Raw genomic sequence first — 15807 nt, forward strand, 5'->3', positions numbered from 1 at the left:
AACGAGGATGGCAAGTGCTGTCCGCGCGAAGGGCAATCGGTCAGGTGTGGCTTTTCAAGCAAAGCGCACGTCGATACTGAAAATCTCGCCAACTGAGCCTGACCTTCCCTTTCAGGAGGTCGCTCGGTTATGTCATCAGATCGGAAATAGTCGGGTAGACGCGATCTTTCAGGCCCGCGATGATGCGATGTCGGTCACCCTCCGGATGGGTTTGGCTGAGCTTGGTCGTGCCTTCGATAGTGTCGATATGGATGCGGAAGGATCGTATTTTTGGCAGCAGAAAGGCCACCCGCCCTTCGGCGGCCATGTCGATCGTCCAAGGATCGTCAAATCCACCTTCGGCGACTTCAATTGTTCGGCGCAAGACCTCGGTTTGGCCGGCGTCGTCCTCGATCACTTCCAGTGTGCCGCGCACGTGGGCCGCGATATAGTTCCAGGTCGGAACCTCCGGTTTTTCGACATACCAGCGGGGCGAAATATAGGCATGTGGTCCGGTGAAAATTGTCAGGACCTTGTCGCCTGTGTGCATGGCTTTGGCCTGCGGATTGCGTCCGGCCATATGCCCTATCAAGGTTCGGGTGCTGTCGTCCGTCTCGAAAACGATGGCTGTGGTAGTGGCCGACAGGTTTGGCAGGATCAGGGTCGCGAATGGGTAGTCGCGCACTATGGCGGCGGGGTCGGCGGCGATATAGGGTTCGGCGCGGAAAAGGCTGGGGCTCATATTTCTTCCTGACTGTTCGGCGTGCGGAAAAGACACAGACGGCCGGTAATCATACCCACGCCTCCTGACGGGCAACACCCATAAAAGGCAGCGCTGGTGGTGAGCCTGCGTCACCGCTGCCTCCGGTCTTTGCATCCTGACAGTCACAAATCCTTGATCTAGCTTGACTTCATCGGCCATCACGCCCGACGCATTTTCGGTTCTATTCCCAATATTGCCCGCGCATGTGGCTTAGGTGGTGACTCTGGCGCACCACACGCGACATTTTTTGCAATGCGGCATAGTCTGCTGCTGGCCCCAGTCTAATCAGTCCACGAGGATATACACATGACCAAGTCTTTTCTGCTTCTTGTCTCAGCCTCGGCTTTTGCTTTGGCGCTGACGGTCGGCCCCGTCGTGGCCCAGACGCCAGCACCGACCCCGCCGGACAGTCAGGCCAATCTCAAGCCGCTGATCAATTCCGGCGGCAAGGAACTGCATTTCGACTGGCCGATGCTGAAGATCGGCACCGGCGAATATAGCGAAGGCCCGACCGGCGTGACGGTATTCAGTTTCGACAAGAAGGTCATGGCGGCTGTGGATGTGCGCGGCGGAGCACCTGGCACCGTCAATACCGATCTGGCGCGGCTGGGCTATCCGACCTCGGATTTTGACGCGGTCGTTTTTGCCGGCGGTTCGGCCTACGGCCTGGAGAGCACTACGGCGGTGGCCAGCGCGCTCAAGGATGACGGCAGGAATACCGGCAACTGGGATTCCATCGCGGTGGCATTGGGCGCTATCATTTTCGATTATGGCGACCGGCGCCTCAATGAAATTTACCCCGACAAAAAACTGGCTCAAGCGGCCTACCGCGCCGCTCAGCCGGGCGTTTTCCGCAACGGCGCGGCCGGGGCCGGACGCATGACCATGTCCGGTTACTTCTTCGGTTGCAAGGCGCACTCCGGGCAGGGCGGCGCGTTTCGCCAGATTGGCGACCTGAAGATCGCTGTCTTTACCGTAGCCAACCCTTACGGCGTGGTGGTTAACCGGGACGGCAAGTTGGCCGCCTGTTACAACGATGCCGGCTGGCCAGCCAATATAACGGTCAATGATTTGATGCATAACCTGCCGGAAAGCCGCAAGGCCGGATGGGCCACGCCGAGCGGGCCGATGCATAACACCACGATCAGCCTAGTGGTCGTAAATCAAAAGATGGATGCGGCGGAACTTCAACGTCTGGCGATCCAGGTTCATACCTCCATGGCGCGCGGCATCCAGCCCTTCTCGACGATGAATGACGGCGACGCGCTCTATGCCGTATCCACCGGTGAAATTGAGGCCGAGAAGGGTATTGCCGACAGCACCGAAATCGGCGCCATCGCTTCCGATCTTATGTGGGATGCTATCCTCAATTCTGTGCCGGCGCAGGACCCGTTGCCGGTCATCACGCCGCAGCCAGCTGTTTCTGCAAAAGCCTTGGCGGGTTACGCAGGCGACTACCGGTTCTCAAACTTTGTCACCGTTTCGGTGACCGAAAAGGACGGCAAACTGTTCGGCCGGGCCACCGGTGCGCGCAAGGCGTTCAATGTGCCGCTTGATCAGGCGGTCGAGTTGGTGCCGTCGGGGCCCGGCACCTTCGCCGTGCCGGGCCGCTACCCAACGGTGCTTGATTTCAACCAGTCCGGCACGCTTGTTATGAATCCGGGCCTGTGGAAACAGACCGGGATCAAGCAGAAGGCGAAAAAGTAGGCGGTTTGGTGCGTGGCGCGCACCGGTCTGGACCGGCTACGCGCCTATTCACAGGACCGTCACAAAAACAATCTGATGCCGTGGATATCCACACACACGAAGGGGATAACAAGAAATGACATCGAGATTTTTCAAGACGGCTAAAGGGGGTGTGTCGGCACGCGCACTCCTGTCGGCCCTGCTGGTAAGTGGTGTGCTGAGTGGAATTGGGGCGGTGGCACAGGCTCAGGAAGCGACCAAGGAAACGGCCGCTCCGGAGACGGATGAGGTCATCGAAGTGGTGGTAACCTCGCAGAAGCGCCGTCAGCGCCAGATCGACGTGCCTGTGGCGGTCAATGTATTGAGCGCCGATACGCTGGAAAAGCGCAATATCCAAACGGTCCAGGACCTGTCCTATTCGGTGCCAGGTCTGATTCTGCGTTACGACGGTCCGGGCTCCTCGCAGATCTTCCTGCGTGGCGCCACCAATATTCGCGGGTCCGATGCCCTGGTCTCGTCTTATATGGACGATGTACCGGTGACCCTGACCGGCGGCTTCCGCCAGGTCGACCTGCGCGCACTCGATCTCGAGCGGGTGGAAGTGCTCAAAGGGCCGCAGGGCACGCTCTATGGCCAGGGGGCCATGGCGGGCACAGTGCGGTTTATCACCAAGAGTCCGAACCTCAACCGCGTGGACGGCTTTATCAAGGGCGATGTCTCGTCGATTGACAAGGGCGACACAAATACCAAGGTGTCTGGCGCCGTCAGCCTGCCGTTGATCAAGGGCACATTGGGCTTGCGTCTGGCGGGCGACTATGAAACCGGCGGCGGCTGGATCGACCAGCCCGGCCTCGGCATCAAAGACGGCAACAATCAGGACATCTATAATTTCCGCGCCAAACTGCTTTGGAAGCCGACCGACGATTTCGACCTGACCGCCACGGCCACAACCTATTCGATGAAGAGCAAATTTGGTCTCGACTACGAAAATCCGGACCGTACTCGCCCTGTGCCGGTCAGTCCGGATTATGACCTGCTACCGCCACGCCATGATCGCTCGCAGATCCTAAACGTCACAGCCAATTACAAGATGAGCATTGGCCGCCTGACCAGCTCAACCAGCTTTGTCGAGCTCGACCGCGACTACACAACCACCTACATCGCCGGGCCGAAGACGACGTCGGCGGGCATCGAGAACGAGGGCTTCGACGGCATTACCGATCGCGCCCAGCAGTTCACTCAGGAAATTCGCCTCACCTCCGAAGGCACAGGTCCGTGGCAATATACCATTGGCGCCTTCTACAAGGATGCGCAGGGTAATCTCGACGACCGGGGTATCTCCTACTATGCCGGCGGCACCTATCCCTTCACCTACCGCAAGTACGATACGTCCAAATCGGTCTCCGCCTTTGCTGATATCGGATATAAGGTCACGGACAAGCTGCTCGTCGGTGTCGGTATTCGGTCCTTCAAGGATGATGAAACCGCCACCGACCTGGCGGGCACCGTGCAGAAGGCGACCTTCGATTCGACCGATCCGCGCGTCTATTTCACCTATGCCCTGACGCAGAAGTGGAACCTCTATGGCAATATTTCCAAAGGCTTCCGGTCGGGCGGTTTCAATGGCGCCGGCCTGCCGCCCTACAATCCCGAAAAACTTGTGAACTACGAACTGGGCACCAAGGGGATTGTGGCCGACGGTAAGGTGCGCTTCGATATCGCGGCCTATTACAGCCAGTATGACGACGCCCTGCGCACCGGTCAGTTCTTCAACTTCCCGGCCGGCTATGTCAGCTATACGCGCAATATCGGCGAGATGGAGATCAAGGGACTGGAAGGCACGATCGATTGGCGCGTGACCCCGGCCCTGACGCTCTCTGCCAATGCTGCCTATATCGATGGCGAGGTCACCAAGATCAATCTGGCCGCCGGGGAAACGACCAACTTCCAGGTCGGTGACGGCCTGGATTATGCGCCGAAATTCTCCTCCACCATCGCGGCGGATTACAGCTTCGACTGGGCGGCCAATATGCCGGGCTTCGTTCACGTCGATTACGTCTATCGTGACAAGACCTATGCGACCGACGATTCCATCCTCGTCCCGCGCACTCAGGCCTCCGACAGGATCAACCTGCTCAATGCCAGGATCGGCGTGACCTGGTCCGATATCACCGCGGAACTTTACGTCACCAACCTGACGAATGAGAACCTGCTGGTCGATCCTTACGACGCCTGGCAGCAGTCGTCGCGCACCAAGCCGCGCACCGTCGGTGTCAGCCTGTCGCGTACCTTCTGATACCTGTACCGGCCCGCCGCTTTATTGTGGCGGGCCAATTTTTTTGTGGAGTGCCTGATGAGCAAAGACGATTTTATGGGGCATCCCAAAGGCCTGGCCTATATCGCCTTTACCGAAGCGTGGGAGCGGTTCTCCTTCTACGGCATGCAGGCGTTACTTATGCTCTATATGACGGGCCGCCTGCTGAAGCCGGGCGTGGTTGATCACGTCTGGGGATTCAGTACCTTCCAATCGTTGGTTGAAAGCGTCACTGGGCCGTTGTCAGTGCAGGCGCTGGCGGCGCAAATATTCGGCATCTATGTCGCCCTGGTCTATTTCGGACCTGTCGTCGGTGGGCTGGTCGGTGACCGTCTTATTGGGCGCACTCCGGCGGTGCTGACGGGGGCGCTGCTGCTGGCCATCGGGCATTTTCTGATGGCATTCGAACCGGCCTTCTTGCCGGCTCTCGGCTGCATCATCTGCGGGGCTGGGCTTCTCAAGGGCAATCTGGCGGCACAGGTCGGGGCGCTCTATCCAGAGGGCGATCGCCGCATCGACGACGGGTACACCCTGTATATTACGTCAGTGGTGGTCGGGGCTTTTGTTTCGCCGCTCGTCTGCGGCACGCTCGGCGAGCTCTACGGATGGCACTATGGTTTCGGAGCCGCAGGTGTAGGCATGCTGGTTGGTATTGGCATTTATTTACGCGGCCTGAAACATTTCAAGGAGCCCGCGAAGAAAACAGAAGCGCAGTTGGCACGCATGACCCGCGCCGAGTGGGGGCGAATTGGGGTGCTGTGTGGACTGATCCTGATCACCTCGCTGTTCTGGACGGTACAATCCCAGATATGGAACACCTATCCGGTATGGCTGCGCGATGATGTCAGCCTCGGTATCGGCTTTGGCCTCAGCATACCTGTTACATGGTTCCAGTCGCTGGACGCCTTCGCCGTATTGGCCCTGACGCCAGTGACTATGGCTATGTGGAAAGCGTTGGGAAAGCGTGGGCTGGAGCCCACCGATATCGTCAAGCTGGCCATTGGCTGCGCCCTGTTCGGCGGCGGTTGTCTGTTGCTCAGCGTGGGCCAGTGGGTGGCTGGCAGTGGCAAGGTGGCGGTGGTCTGGCCGCTGGTCTTTCACTTTGTCATCGGCGCGGGATATTTGCTGTGTTCACCGGTTGCTCTGGCTTTGGTCGCCCGCAGTGCGCCCGTTCAGGTCAAATCGATGATGGTCGGCGGTTACTATATTGGCCTGTTCATTGCCGGTATTTTTTCAGGCTGGCTCGGCCGCTTTTACGAGCCCTTGCATCCACCGCTATTCTGGTTGTTACATGCAGGGATTGGTTTGGCGGGCACGCTTATATTGCTCGCACTTTATGCGCCGCTGCGCCGCATCTTGTTGCCGAAGCCCGTATAGTTGGAGTGCCGGATGGATACGCATGAAGAGGATCGCGGCGCCGCCTATAATCCGCCGTCACGCAAGACCATTCCGCCCTTCGAGGCCTTGCGCGCCTTTGATGCCGTGGCGCGTCTCGGCGGGGTACGCCAAGCAGCGAGGAGCCTCGGCCGCGACCATGCGGTCATCAGCCGCCACCTGAAAACACTGGAGCAGTGGACCGGCGCGCGCCTGATCGAGCGCACGGCGCGCGGGGTGGTGCTGACCGAGGATGCGCGCCGCTACCATAAGGATATCGCCAGTGCCATGGATGCTATTGCCGCCTCCACCATCGACCTGATGCGGCGTGGCTATCACAATCATCTCAACATTGCCTGCTCGCCCGGCTTTGCGCTGCACTGGATGTCGCGCCGGGTCGGCATGTTCGAGAAGTTGCATCCCGATGTCGATATCGAACTGCGTTCGCTTGACCGTAACGCCCTGGCGGGACTCAACGAGTCCGACATCGAGATCCGTTTTGTTCCTGCCTACCGCGTCACGGTCAAGTTGCCGGCGGAAATGCGCGCCCAGGAAGTGGCCAGCGTCGCTGTCATGGCTGTGGCCTCGCCGGAATATCTCGCCCAGGCGGGACCCATCGAGACGCCGCGCGACCTCATTCACCAGAGGATGCTGCATGAGATGGACTTCGACAGCTGGGCGCACTGGCTGGCCGCTCACGGGGTCTATGACGAACTGGACCTGACCGGCCCACGCCTGTGGCAGGGCCATCTGACACTCGATGCCGCCCTTCACGGCCGCGGGGTGGCACTGGTCAATGCTTTGGTAGGGCAGGCGTTCTTCAAGTCGGGACAACTGGTGGAAATCGGGCGGGGTAATCCGGCTTTCCAGCCCTATACCGAGGGAAAATATCTGATCATCGGTCGCGCGGACCGTTGGGAGACGCCGCTGATACGGCGCTATCGGCGCTGGTTGCTTGATGAACTCAATAAGGAACTGGCCAGCTTTAACCGGCCGGCAGCGTAAGCGCTTTTTTTTGGCATAAGCTATTGCATTATAAGGCATATTGTTTGCCGTGGTGTTTTGGGCGCACCGCCCTTTCCATGGTTCGCACCTTCGCTCAAGGGGGCTTTGGGCGTAGGGATTAGGCGTCAATACTACCATAGAGGGGATCGCTTTTGTCACGTTTGCAGATGCCGGGAATGCCGGCGATGGTCTCCCCGATCGAAGAGGGCATTACCGGCAGCGATGTCGGTGACATGACCGAGCTATATGCCGGGCAGCTCATGCCGGATTTCCAGGCGCATACCCTGAAAAACACCCATCGCGCCTTTGCCACGCGGGTGATCCGCCGTGGTGGGCCGGTCAGGCCCCTGTCTTATGCTGCAAACCAGATTGAGGATTTTCCAATTCAGGCCAATGGCCCAAAAAGTGAAGCCGTCTATGACCTCTATGACTATGTCTCACGCAACCGCGTGGCCGGGCTGCTGATTATGAAGAACGGTGAGATTGTCCATGAGCGCTACGAACTGGGCAATGCACCATCAGAGCACTGGGTGTCGATGTCGATGGCCAAGTCGGTGGCGACCACGCTTGTCGGCTGCGCCATTCATGATGGCTATATCCAGAGCGTCGAAGAGCCGCTGACCCGCTACCTGCCGGAACTGGCCGGCTCGGCCTATGATGGGGTTTCCATCCGTCACCTGATGCAGATGACCTCCGGCGTGAAGTGGGACGATACTCAGGTCAATCCGGCGTCCGAGCGCCGGAAAATGCTGGCCCTGCAGGTGGCGCAAAAGCCGGGTGAAATTATGCGTTTGATGGCCTCCCTGCCACGCGTTGCCGAGCCTGGCACCTTGTGGAACTATTCGACCGGCGAAACCCATGTGGTCGGCGCCCTGGTGAAGGCGGCGACGGGCCGGTGGTTGTCGGATTATCTGTCGGAACGCATCTGGTCTCGCCTCGGCATGGAGGCGGACGCCTACTGGTGGCTGGAGGCGCCGGGCGGTCTTGAAGTCGCCGGCTCCGGGCTATGCGCACCCTTGCGCGACTATGCCCGCTTTGGCCGTTTCATTATGAACGGCGGCGTCATCGATGGTGAGTCCGTGCTGCCCGAGGGCTGGATGGCCGAGGCCGGAGCGTCGCGCATGGTTGGCGGTGAACGGCTCGACTATGGCTACATGTGGTGGACCGTCCCCGACATCAACGGGTCCCTGGCCGACGGCGCCTATGCGGCGCGTGGCATTTTCGGCCAGTACATGTACCTCAATCCGGCGCAGGATGTGCTGATCGCCGTCCTGAGTTCGCGTGCCAAGCCGCGCGGCGCCGAGGCCATTCTCGACAACGATTTTTTCAATTCCACGGTAGAGGTGCTGAAATCATGGACACGCTGACCGAAACTTGGCCGCGCAACGAAGCGCCTCGCACCACCGCTGACTGGCAGGCGGCGGACCGCGCCCATCATCTTCATTCGTTTACCGATCCGGCGGTGATCCGTGACAAGGGCTCGCGCATCATCACCGGGGCCGAGGGGTGCCATGTCATCGAAAGCGATGGCCGCCGCATCCTGGACGGCATGGCGGGGTTATGGTGCGTCAATGTCGGCTATGGTCGCCCTGAGCTGGCCGATGCCGCTCACGCCCAAATGACGGCTTTGCCCTACTATAACAACCACTTCCAGAGCGCTACGCCATCGATGATCGCACTGGCCGAGGTCTTGGCCGAACTGACGCCGGATGGCATCAATCACTTCACCTTCGCCAATTCGGGCTCGGAAGCCAATGAAGTCATTATCCGCCTGGCGCGCTACTACTGGCAGCTGAAAGGCCAGCCGCACAAGCGCACCATCATCAGCCGGACCCTGGCCTACCACGGCTCGACGGTGGCGACCTCAAGTCTCGGCGGCATGCCCTTGATGCACGACAATGATGGCGGTGTGTTGCCGCAGATCACGCACATCGAACATCCGCACTGGTATGTGAATGGCGGCGACCTGACGCCGGCGCAATATGGCCTGAAGGCTGCACAGGCACTGGAAGCGCGCATCCTGGAGCTAGGTGCCGATACGGTGGCGGCCTTTATTGCTGAGCCGATACAAGGGGCAGGGGGCGTGATTGTACCGCCAGAGACCTACTGGCCGGAAATTCAGCGCATCTGCAAGACATACGATGTCCTGCTGATCGCCGACGAGGTCATTTGTGGTTTCGGGCGCACCGGATCGTGGTTCGGTTCGCAGACCATCGGCATAGAGCCTGACTTTATGCCGATGGCCAAGGGCCTGTCCTCCGGCTACATCCCGGTGGCGGCGGTGGGGGTGCATGATCGCATCTTCGACGTCATTGAGCGGGGTGGCCTGTGGCCGCATGGCTATACCTATTCCGGTCATCCGGTGGCCTGCGCCGTGGCTTTGGCAAATATCGCCATTATTAAACGTGAAAATCTGGTCGCGCGTGTGCGTGACGATATCGGCCCCTATTTCCAATCCCGGCTGGAAGACCTGGCGCAAAGCCATCCGCTGGTCGGCGAACGCCGCGGTGTCGGCCTGATGGCGGCCCTGCAACTGGTGCGCAACAAAGCGACGCGCGAGGTCTGCACTCCGGAGGACAACGCCGCCATCTTCTGTCGCGAAACCTGTTACGACAAGGGGCTTATCGCTCGCGCCGTCGGACAATCCATGGTGATGAGCCCGCCCCTGACCATCACCCGGAACGAAATCAACGACATGGTTGCCATCCTGACGCGCGCGCTTGATGCCACGGCCCAAAAGCTTGGATATATCTGATATGACGTCCCCGCATAACCTGTCCTCCGCTGGCGCCAAACTGCTGTTCGAGACCTCAGCCTTTGCCGAGGAGCTGGGCTTGAGACATCGCACCACGGCCACGTTCGCGGTCACCAATCCGGCTGACGGTAGCCATATCGCCGATGTACCCGACATGGGCGTGGCGGAAACCGAGGCGGCGGTATTCGCCGCGAAGTCAGCCCTTGCCGACTGGTCCGCCCTGACGGCGCGGGCCCGGGCGGATATACTTCGCCGCTGGTACGATCTGATCCTGCAAAACAAGGATGCGCTAGCCGAACTCCTCACTCTGGAACAAGGCAAGCCGCTGGCCGAGGCTCTCGGCGAAATCGTCTTCGGTGCGCAGTTCATCGAGTGGTTCGCCGAAGAGGGTAAGCGCCTTTATGGCGACATTATCCCGAGCCATGCGCCGGACAAGCGCTGCCTGGTATTGAAACAGCCGATCGGCGTGGTGGGCGCCATCACACCGTGGAATTTTCCAAGCTCGATGATCACGCGCAAGGTGTCGCCCGCGCTGGCGGCGGGCTGCACCATCGTCATCAAGCCGGCCGAGGATACGCCCTTGTCGGCGCTCGCTCTGCAAATGCTGGCCGAGGCCGCCGGTTTCCCGCACGGTGTCCTGTCGGTCGTGACCGCTAAACGCGCAGAAGACGTTGCCGGTGTGCTGACGACGCACCCGGACGTGCGCAAAATCTCCTTCACCGGCTCGACTCGTGTTGGCAAGCTGCTGATGCAGCAGTGTGCAGGCACAGTGAAGAAGCTCTCGCTCGAACTGGGCGGTAATTCCCCCTTCATCGTCTTTGACGATGCCGATCTCGACGCAGCGGTGGCGGGGGCGATTATCACCAAGTTCCGCAATGCCGGTCAGGCCTGCGTCGCCGCTAACCGTATTTACGTCCAGTCGGGTGTCATGGCGGAATTTGCCGCGCGCCTGAAGGCGGCTATCGCGGAAATGCCGGTCGGGCCGGGCTTGGAAGCTGGCACACGCATTGGGCCGCTGATCAATCAGGCAGCCTTCGATAAGGTCGGTGGTCTGGTGAAGGATGCAGTCGAGAAGGGGGCCTATCTGGCGCTTGGCGGCGGCCTGCATGAACGCGGCGGCCAGTATTTTGCGCCGACCTTGCTAACGGGAGCCACGCGGGAGATGGACATATTCAGCACCGAGATTTTCGGACCCGTGGCGGCGCTGTATTCCTTCGAGACCGAGGCCGAGGTTATCGCACTGGCCAATGACACGCCCTATGGCCTGGCCGCCTATTATTGGACGCGCGACATTGGTCGGGTCTTCCGCGTGGGTGAAGCGCTGGAATATGGCCTGCTAGGCGCCAACGAAGTCCTGACCTCCAACCCCGCAACCCCCTTTGGCGGAATGAAGGAATCCGGCCTGGGCCGGGAGGGTTCCAAATACGGCCTCGAAGACTTTATCGAGATCAAATACCTCGCCCTTGGGGGCATTTAACGTCTTAAGTTACGGAAATTGAAATGAAAAAGACTCCGATCAACCCAAGTGGGACGGGGTGGGCCCAGGCCTGCGCCGTCGACCAGGCCGAACGCCTGGTGTTTATCGCCGGTCAGGTGCCGCAGGACAGGGATGGCGTAGTTCCGTCCGACATTAGCGACCAGTGCCGCTTGGCCTGGGCCAATGTCGTTCATCAACTGGAGGCAGCCGGTCTGAGGCTGGAGAACCTGGTCAGCGTACGCGTCTACCTGGCCGATCGGCAATACATTCCCGAGATGATCGCCGTGCGCAATGACGTGTTAGGCATGCGTGCAGAGCCGGCTTTTACCGTGGTTCTAGCGGGGCTCTACGACGCCCGCTGGTGCATTGAAATCGAAACCGTGGCTGCGGCCTGAGGAAAAACATCATGACAACCAATGCCGAACTATATAGCCGCCGCATCGCCGCCATTCCGAAAGGCGTGGTCAACGGTCTTCAAGTCTTTGCGGCACGCGCTGAGAACGCCGAGATATGGGATATCGAAGGCCGTCGTTATATCGACTTCGCCGCCGGCATCGCCGTTTGCAATACCGGCCACCGCCATCCGAAGGTGGTCGCAGCGGTTGAAGCACAGCTCAAGGCCTTCAGCCACACCGCGTTTCAGGTTATGCCCTATGAAGGCTATATCGCCTTGGCCGAACGGTTGAATGCAATCGCCCCTATTGCGGCCCCCACCAAGACTATCTTCTTCAATACCGGCGCCGAAGCAGTTGAGAATGCGGTGAAAATTGCCCGCGCCGCCACCGGCCGCACAGGCATCATCGCCTTTTCCGGTGCCTTCCATGGCCGCACCCTGATGACCACGGCCCTGACCGGCAAGGTGGTGCCTTATAAAAAACGCTTCGGCACCCTGCCTGCTGAGATCTGGCGCGTCCCTTTTCCGGTGGCACAATACGGCGTGACTGTTGAAGACAGTCTCAAGATGCTCGACAGTATCCTGCGAACCGACGCCGATCCCGATCAGGTGGCGGCGATCCTCATAGAGCCGGTGCAGGGCGAAGGCGGTTTTCATATCGCCCCGCCGGAACTGCTCAGGGCCATACGTAAGGTGTGCGATGAGCATGGCATTCTGCTGATCGCCGACGAGGTGCAGACCGGCTTTGCACGCACCGGCAAGATGTTCGCCATGCAGCACAGTCGCGTCGAACCCGACCTGATGACCATGGCAAAGGCCTTGGGTGGTGGTTTCCCGATTTCGGGGGTCGTCGGACGGGCGGAGATCATGGATACGGTGGATGGTGGCGGCCTGGGCTCGACCTATGGCGGCGCGCCTCTCAGCTGCGCGGCGGCGTTGGCCGTTCTGGATGTTATCGAGGCAGAAGACCTCGTGGCGCGTGCCGCTGAAATCGGTGAGCGCCTGCGCAGTCGCTTTACGCAATGGTCGCAGCGTAACGATCTCCAACCGGTCACGAATATACGCGGCCTGGGCGCTATGAACGCCTTTGACCTGCCGGATGCAGCAACGGTCAAGACCGTCATCGGCAAGGCCTTTGAGGGGGGCTTGATCCAAATTTCCTGCGGGGTCTTTGGTGAAACCCTGCGGTTCCTGCCACCCTTGACGATCTCAGATGCCCTGATCGATGAAGGGCTGGATGTGCTGGAAGGCGCGCTGGTCCGATGACAGAGGGGTTGTTTCGGCAAAAGATAGCCATCATCGGCTGCGGTCTGATCGGTGAGAGCTGGGCCGCCCTAATGACCGCTCATGGCCACGACGTCGTGGCTTGGGACCCATCTACGACAGTGCTGGCTGGTTTCGAGCAACGAGTCGAAAACGCCCGCAAGCAGGTGTGGCAACTGATGCCGACGGGGAGACCCGATACCGGTTGCCTGGCCCTCACCGATCAGTTGGAAACAGCGCTCGTTGGCGCGACGTGGGTACAGGAAAATGCGCCGGAAAAGCTGGAACTCAAGCAGACACTTTACGCGCAGATAGAGGCGGCTATCGATGATTACGTTATCATTGCCAGCAGCACCTCGTCCCTGACCTGGTCAGAACTTTCAGTCGGAATGAAGCGGCCGCAGCGTCTGATCACCGCGCATCCATTCAATCCACCACACCTGATGCCGCTAGTCGAAATCTACGCCGCAGACGCCGCAATTCGCGCGCTGAGCCTTGCCTTCTACACTGGCTTGGGCCGCCAGCCGGTGGTTCTGAAACGCGACGCGGTGGGGCATATCGCCAACCGGCTGGCTTCAGCCTTGTGGCGCGAGGCGGTCAATATTGTCGCCGAGGATATCGCCGACGTCAGCGCGGTCGATGCGGCGCTTGTACATGGGCCCGGCCTGCGCTGGTCGGTGATTGGCGCGCATATGGCCTATCACCTCGGAGGCGGCGATGGTGGCATCGAGGCCTATCTCAAGCACCTCGGTCCCAGTCAGGAACGACGCTGGGTCATGCTGGGCTCGCCCAAGCTGACGCCGGACGTTTGTAAAAAGCTGATAGATGGCATTGCTGACGAGGCCGGAGGGCGCAATATCGAAGCTTTGGCGGCCGAGCGCGATGCGGCACTGATCCGCATCCTTCAGGTCAACCTGTCATGAACGAACCGGTTCGCATCGCGCTGATTCATGCGCTGGAAGAATCCGTCCTGCCGATCCGCGAAGCCTTCGCCAGGCTATGGCCTGAGGCGTATACCTTCGACTTGCTCGATACCTCACTGGCAGTCGATCTCGCGCACACCGGCACGCTGGATAGAGCCATGATGGATCGTTTTCAAATTCTGGCCGACTATGCCTTGGCCAGCGAAGGCAAGGGCGGGCGAACCCAAGGTATCCTTTTCACCTGTTCGGCCTTTGGTCCCGCCATTGATGCGGTCAAGGCGCGACTCCCCGTACCGGTTTTGCGCCCCAATGAATCGGCTTTTGAAGCGGCGCTTGAGGCAGGCGACCGCATAGGCCTTATCGTAACCTTCGGTCCCTCGCTGGCTGCATTGAAGCGGGAACTGGTTGATATGGCGAAGGCGCGTGGTCGGTCACTAGAGGTCAATGCCGTCCTGGCGGAAGGCGCTTTGGCTGCCCTCAAGGCTGGCGATGTGGACCTCCATGACCGTCTCGTTGCAGATGCGGCGGGGCGCATTGGAGATGTTGACGCGGTCGTGTTGGGACAGTTTTCAATGGCTCGTGCGCACCGGGCGGTAGAACGCGCCACCCATCGCCGCGTTATCTCGACTCCAGACAGCGCTGTGGTGGCTCTGCAGCGTTCACTACGTAGCGACCAAGATCGATAGGGAGGCAAGGGAGGTCTGAATTTGAACCTTACGTCCGGGTCGTCGCTTGAAAATTACCTAATGTTAAATTGACGGCTGGTCAGATGGAGGCGCTATTCGTTCCCTGAGCGATAATAGGGATCGGACAATGCAATGAAGACCCGGATTGCCCTGGTGTTCCTATTGGCAGTGGCAAGCCTTATGCCGGCTGTGTCGAGGAGTGAAACCACGCTTGACACCGTGCTGACGCACTTCGATCAGGACGCACATTCTGACCTAAAGGGTGTCGTGGTACTGCGCGATGGACACATCGTCGCTGAGCGCTATTACAACGGTGAAACGCCAGACGCGCTGCATGACATCCGCTCGGCGGGCAAGAGCATCACCTCGCTTCTGGTGGGTATCGCTATCGATCGCAAGGCGATCCACGGCATAGACGATCCGGTCTCCCTTTACTGGCCTGAGGCGAAGAGCCGCCCGGTGGGAGAGGTGCCGCTCAGGGACATTCTCACCATGCGCTCAGGCCTGGCTGCGTTCGATGAGGACCCGGCTTCGCCGGGTAACGAAGACAGGATGGATGATGCTGCCGACCCGCTTGCCTTCGTCTTGTCTGTCCCGCGCGCCGATCCGCCGGGGCTGCGCTATCGCTACAATTCCGTCACGGCATACACGGCCGGTGTTGTGGTCGCCAAGGCCACCGGCAGGTCATTGGAAAGCTTCGCCAGTACCGCTTTGTTCGCGCCGCTAGGCATCACCCGCTGGCACTGGGCATCGGATGCGTCTGGCTATACGAAAGGACAGGGCAATCTGTTGCTGACGACGCGCGATCTCGCCAAGATCGGGGAGATGGTGCGCGAAGGGGGCGTTTATGAAGGCCGCCGTATTGTCAGCGAAGCCTGGCTTGCTGACGCCTTATCGCCCAAGGTCACCATTTCGGATACTGATCCTTATGCGAATGGCTACGGCTATTTCTGGTACGCCAAAAACCAGCAAATCGACGGCCAACCGGTCACCGTATCATTTGCGTCAGGGAACGGCGGCAACAAGATCTATATTGTGCCCAGTCGTCACCTGGTCGTCGCCATCACATCGAGCGCCTATGGAAAGGGCTACGGGCAGAAGCGCTCGGAGGCCATCCTCAAAGCAATCCTCACCCAACCGAATTCGACCTGGATACAGGTCGCGAAATAAGCACGCACGGGAGCCAGA

The 15807-nt window shown here is 59.9% G+C and carries 13 protein-coding genes; 12 read left to right on the forward strand and 1 reads right to left on the reverse strand.

Annotated features, from left to right (window positions below):
• Positions 1-127: 127 nt before the first annotated feature.
• Positions 128-721, reverse strand: a complete 594-nt coding sequence (locus RCJ00_RS08870; protein ID WP_316221446.1) for an FMN-binding negative transcriptional regulator — start codon at positions 719-721, stop codon at positions 128-130.
• A 327-nt stretch (positions 722-1048) separates the two neighbouring features.
• Between RCJ00_RS08870 and RCJ00_RS08875 the strand changes: the two genes are divergently transcribed.
• From RCJ00_RS08875 to RCJ00_RS08930, 12 genes are all read left to right on the forward strand, one after another.
• Positions 1049-2449, forward strand: a complete 1401-nt coding sequence (locus tag RCJ00_RS08875) for a P1 family peptidase (RefSeq protein ID WP_316221447.1) — start codon at positions 1049-1051, stop codon at positions 2447-2449.
• A 115-nt stretch (positions 2450-2564) separates the two neighbouring features.
• Positions 2565-4724, forward strand: a complete 2160-nt coding sequence (locus RCJ00_RS08880) for a TonB-dependent receptor (protein WP_316221449.1) — start codon at positions 2565-2567, stop codon at positions 4722-4724.
• Positions 4725-4781: 57 nt separating this feature from the next.
• The gene (locus RCJ00_RS08885) at positions 4782-6119 is read left to right on the forward strand and encodes a peptide MFS transporter (protein WP_316221450.1); all 1338 of its coding nucleotides are present in this window, start codon (positions 4782-4784) and stop codon (positions 6117-6119) included.
• 12 nt (positions 6120-6131) lie between these two features.
• Complete coding sequence (locus RCJ00_RS08890; RefSeq protein WP_316221451.1) at positions 6132-7121, forward strand: LysR substrate-binding domain-containing protein; 990 nt, start codon at positions 6132-6134, stop codon at positions 7119-7121.
• 152 nt (positions 7122-7273) lie between these two features.
• A complete protein-coding gene (locus RCJ00_RS08895; RefSeq protein ID WP_316221452.1) occupies positions 7274-8488 on the forward strand; it encodes a serine hydrolase domain-containing protein in 1215 nt (404 codons plus the stop codon).
• Positions 8476-9876 (forward strand): aspartate aminotransferase family protein, encoded by a 1401-nt coding sequence (locus RCJ00_RS08900; protein ID WP_316221453.1) that lies wholly within the window; start codon positions 8476-8478, stop codon positions 9874-9876. The genes RCJ00_RS08895 and RCJ00_RS08900 overlap by 13 nt, the downstream gene beginning before the upstream one ends.
• Position 9877: 1 nt before the next feature.
• A complete protein-coding gene (locus RCJ00_RS08905; protein WP_316221454.1) occupies positions 9878-11353 on the forward strand; it encodes an NAD-dependent succinate-semialdehyde dehydrogenase in 1476 nt (491 codons plus the stop codon).
• 23 nt (positions 11354-11376) lie between these two features.
• Positions 11377-11748, forward strand: coding sequence for a RidA family protein (locus RCJ00_RS08910; protein WP_316221455.1), 372 nt, complete (start codon positions 11377-11379; stop codon positions 11746-11748).
• An 11-nt stretch (positions 11749-11759) separates the two neighbouring features.
• Positions 11760-13013 (forward strand): 4-aminobutyrate--2-oxoglutarate transaminase, encoded by a 1254-nt coding sequence (gene gabT, locus RCJ00_RS08915; RefSeq protein WP_316221456.1) that lies wholly within the window; start codon positions 11760-11762, stop codon positions 13011-13013.
• Positions 13010-13933 (forward strand): 3-hydroxyacyl-CoA dehydrogenase NAD-binding domain-containing protein, encoded by a 924-nt coding sequence (locus RCJ00_RS08920; protein WP_316221457.1) that lies wholly within the window; start codon positions 13010-13012, stop codon positions 13931-13933. The genes gabT and RCJ00_RS08920 overlap by 4 nt, the downstream gene beginning before the upstream one ends.
• Entirely contained in the window at positions 13930-14619 is a 690-nt protein-coding gene (locus RCJ00_RS08925; RefSeq protein WP_316221458.1) for an aspartate/glutamate racemase family protein, read from the forward strand. Before RCJ00_RS08920 ends, RCJ00_RS08925 begins: the two co-directional genes overlap by 4 nt.
• A gap of 132 nt (positions 14620-14751) precedes the next feature.
• Positions 14752-15789 (forward strand): serine hydrolase domain-containing protein, encoded by a 1038-nt coding sequence (locus tag RCJ00_RS08930; protein WP_316221459.1) that lies wholly within the window; start codon positions 14752-14754, stop codon positions 15787-15789.
• The last annotated feature ends 18 nt before the right edge of the window (positions 15790-15807 follow it).

Source organism: Asticcacaulis aquihabitans (genome assembly GCF_032490435.1).
Classification (GTDB): domain Bacteria; phylum Pseudomonadota; class Alphaproteobacteria; order Caulobacterales; family Caulobacteraceae; genus Asticcacaulis.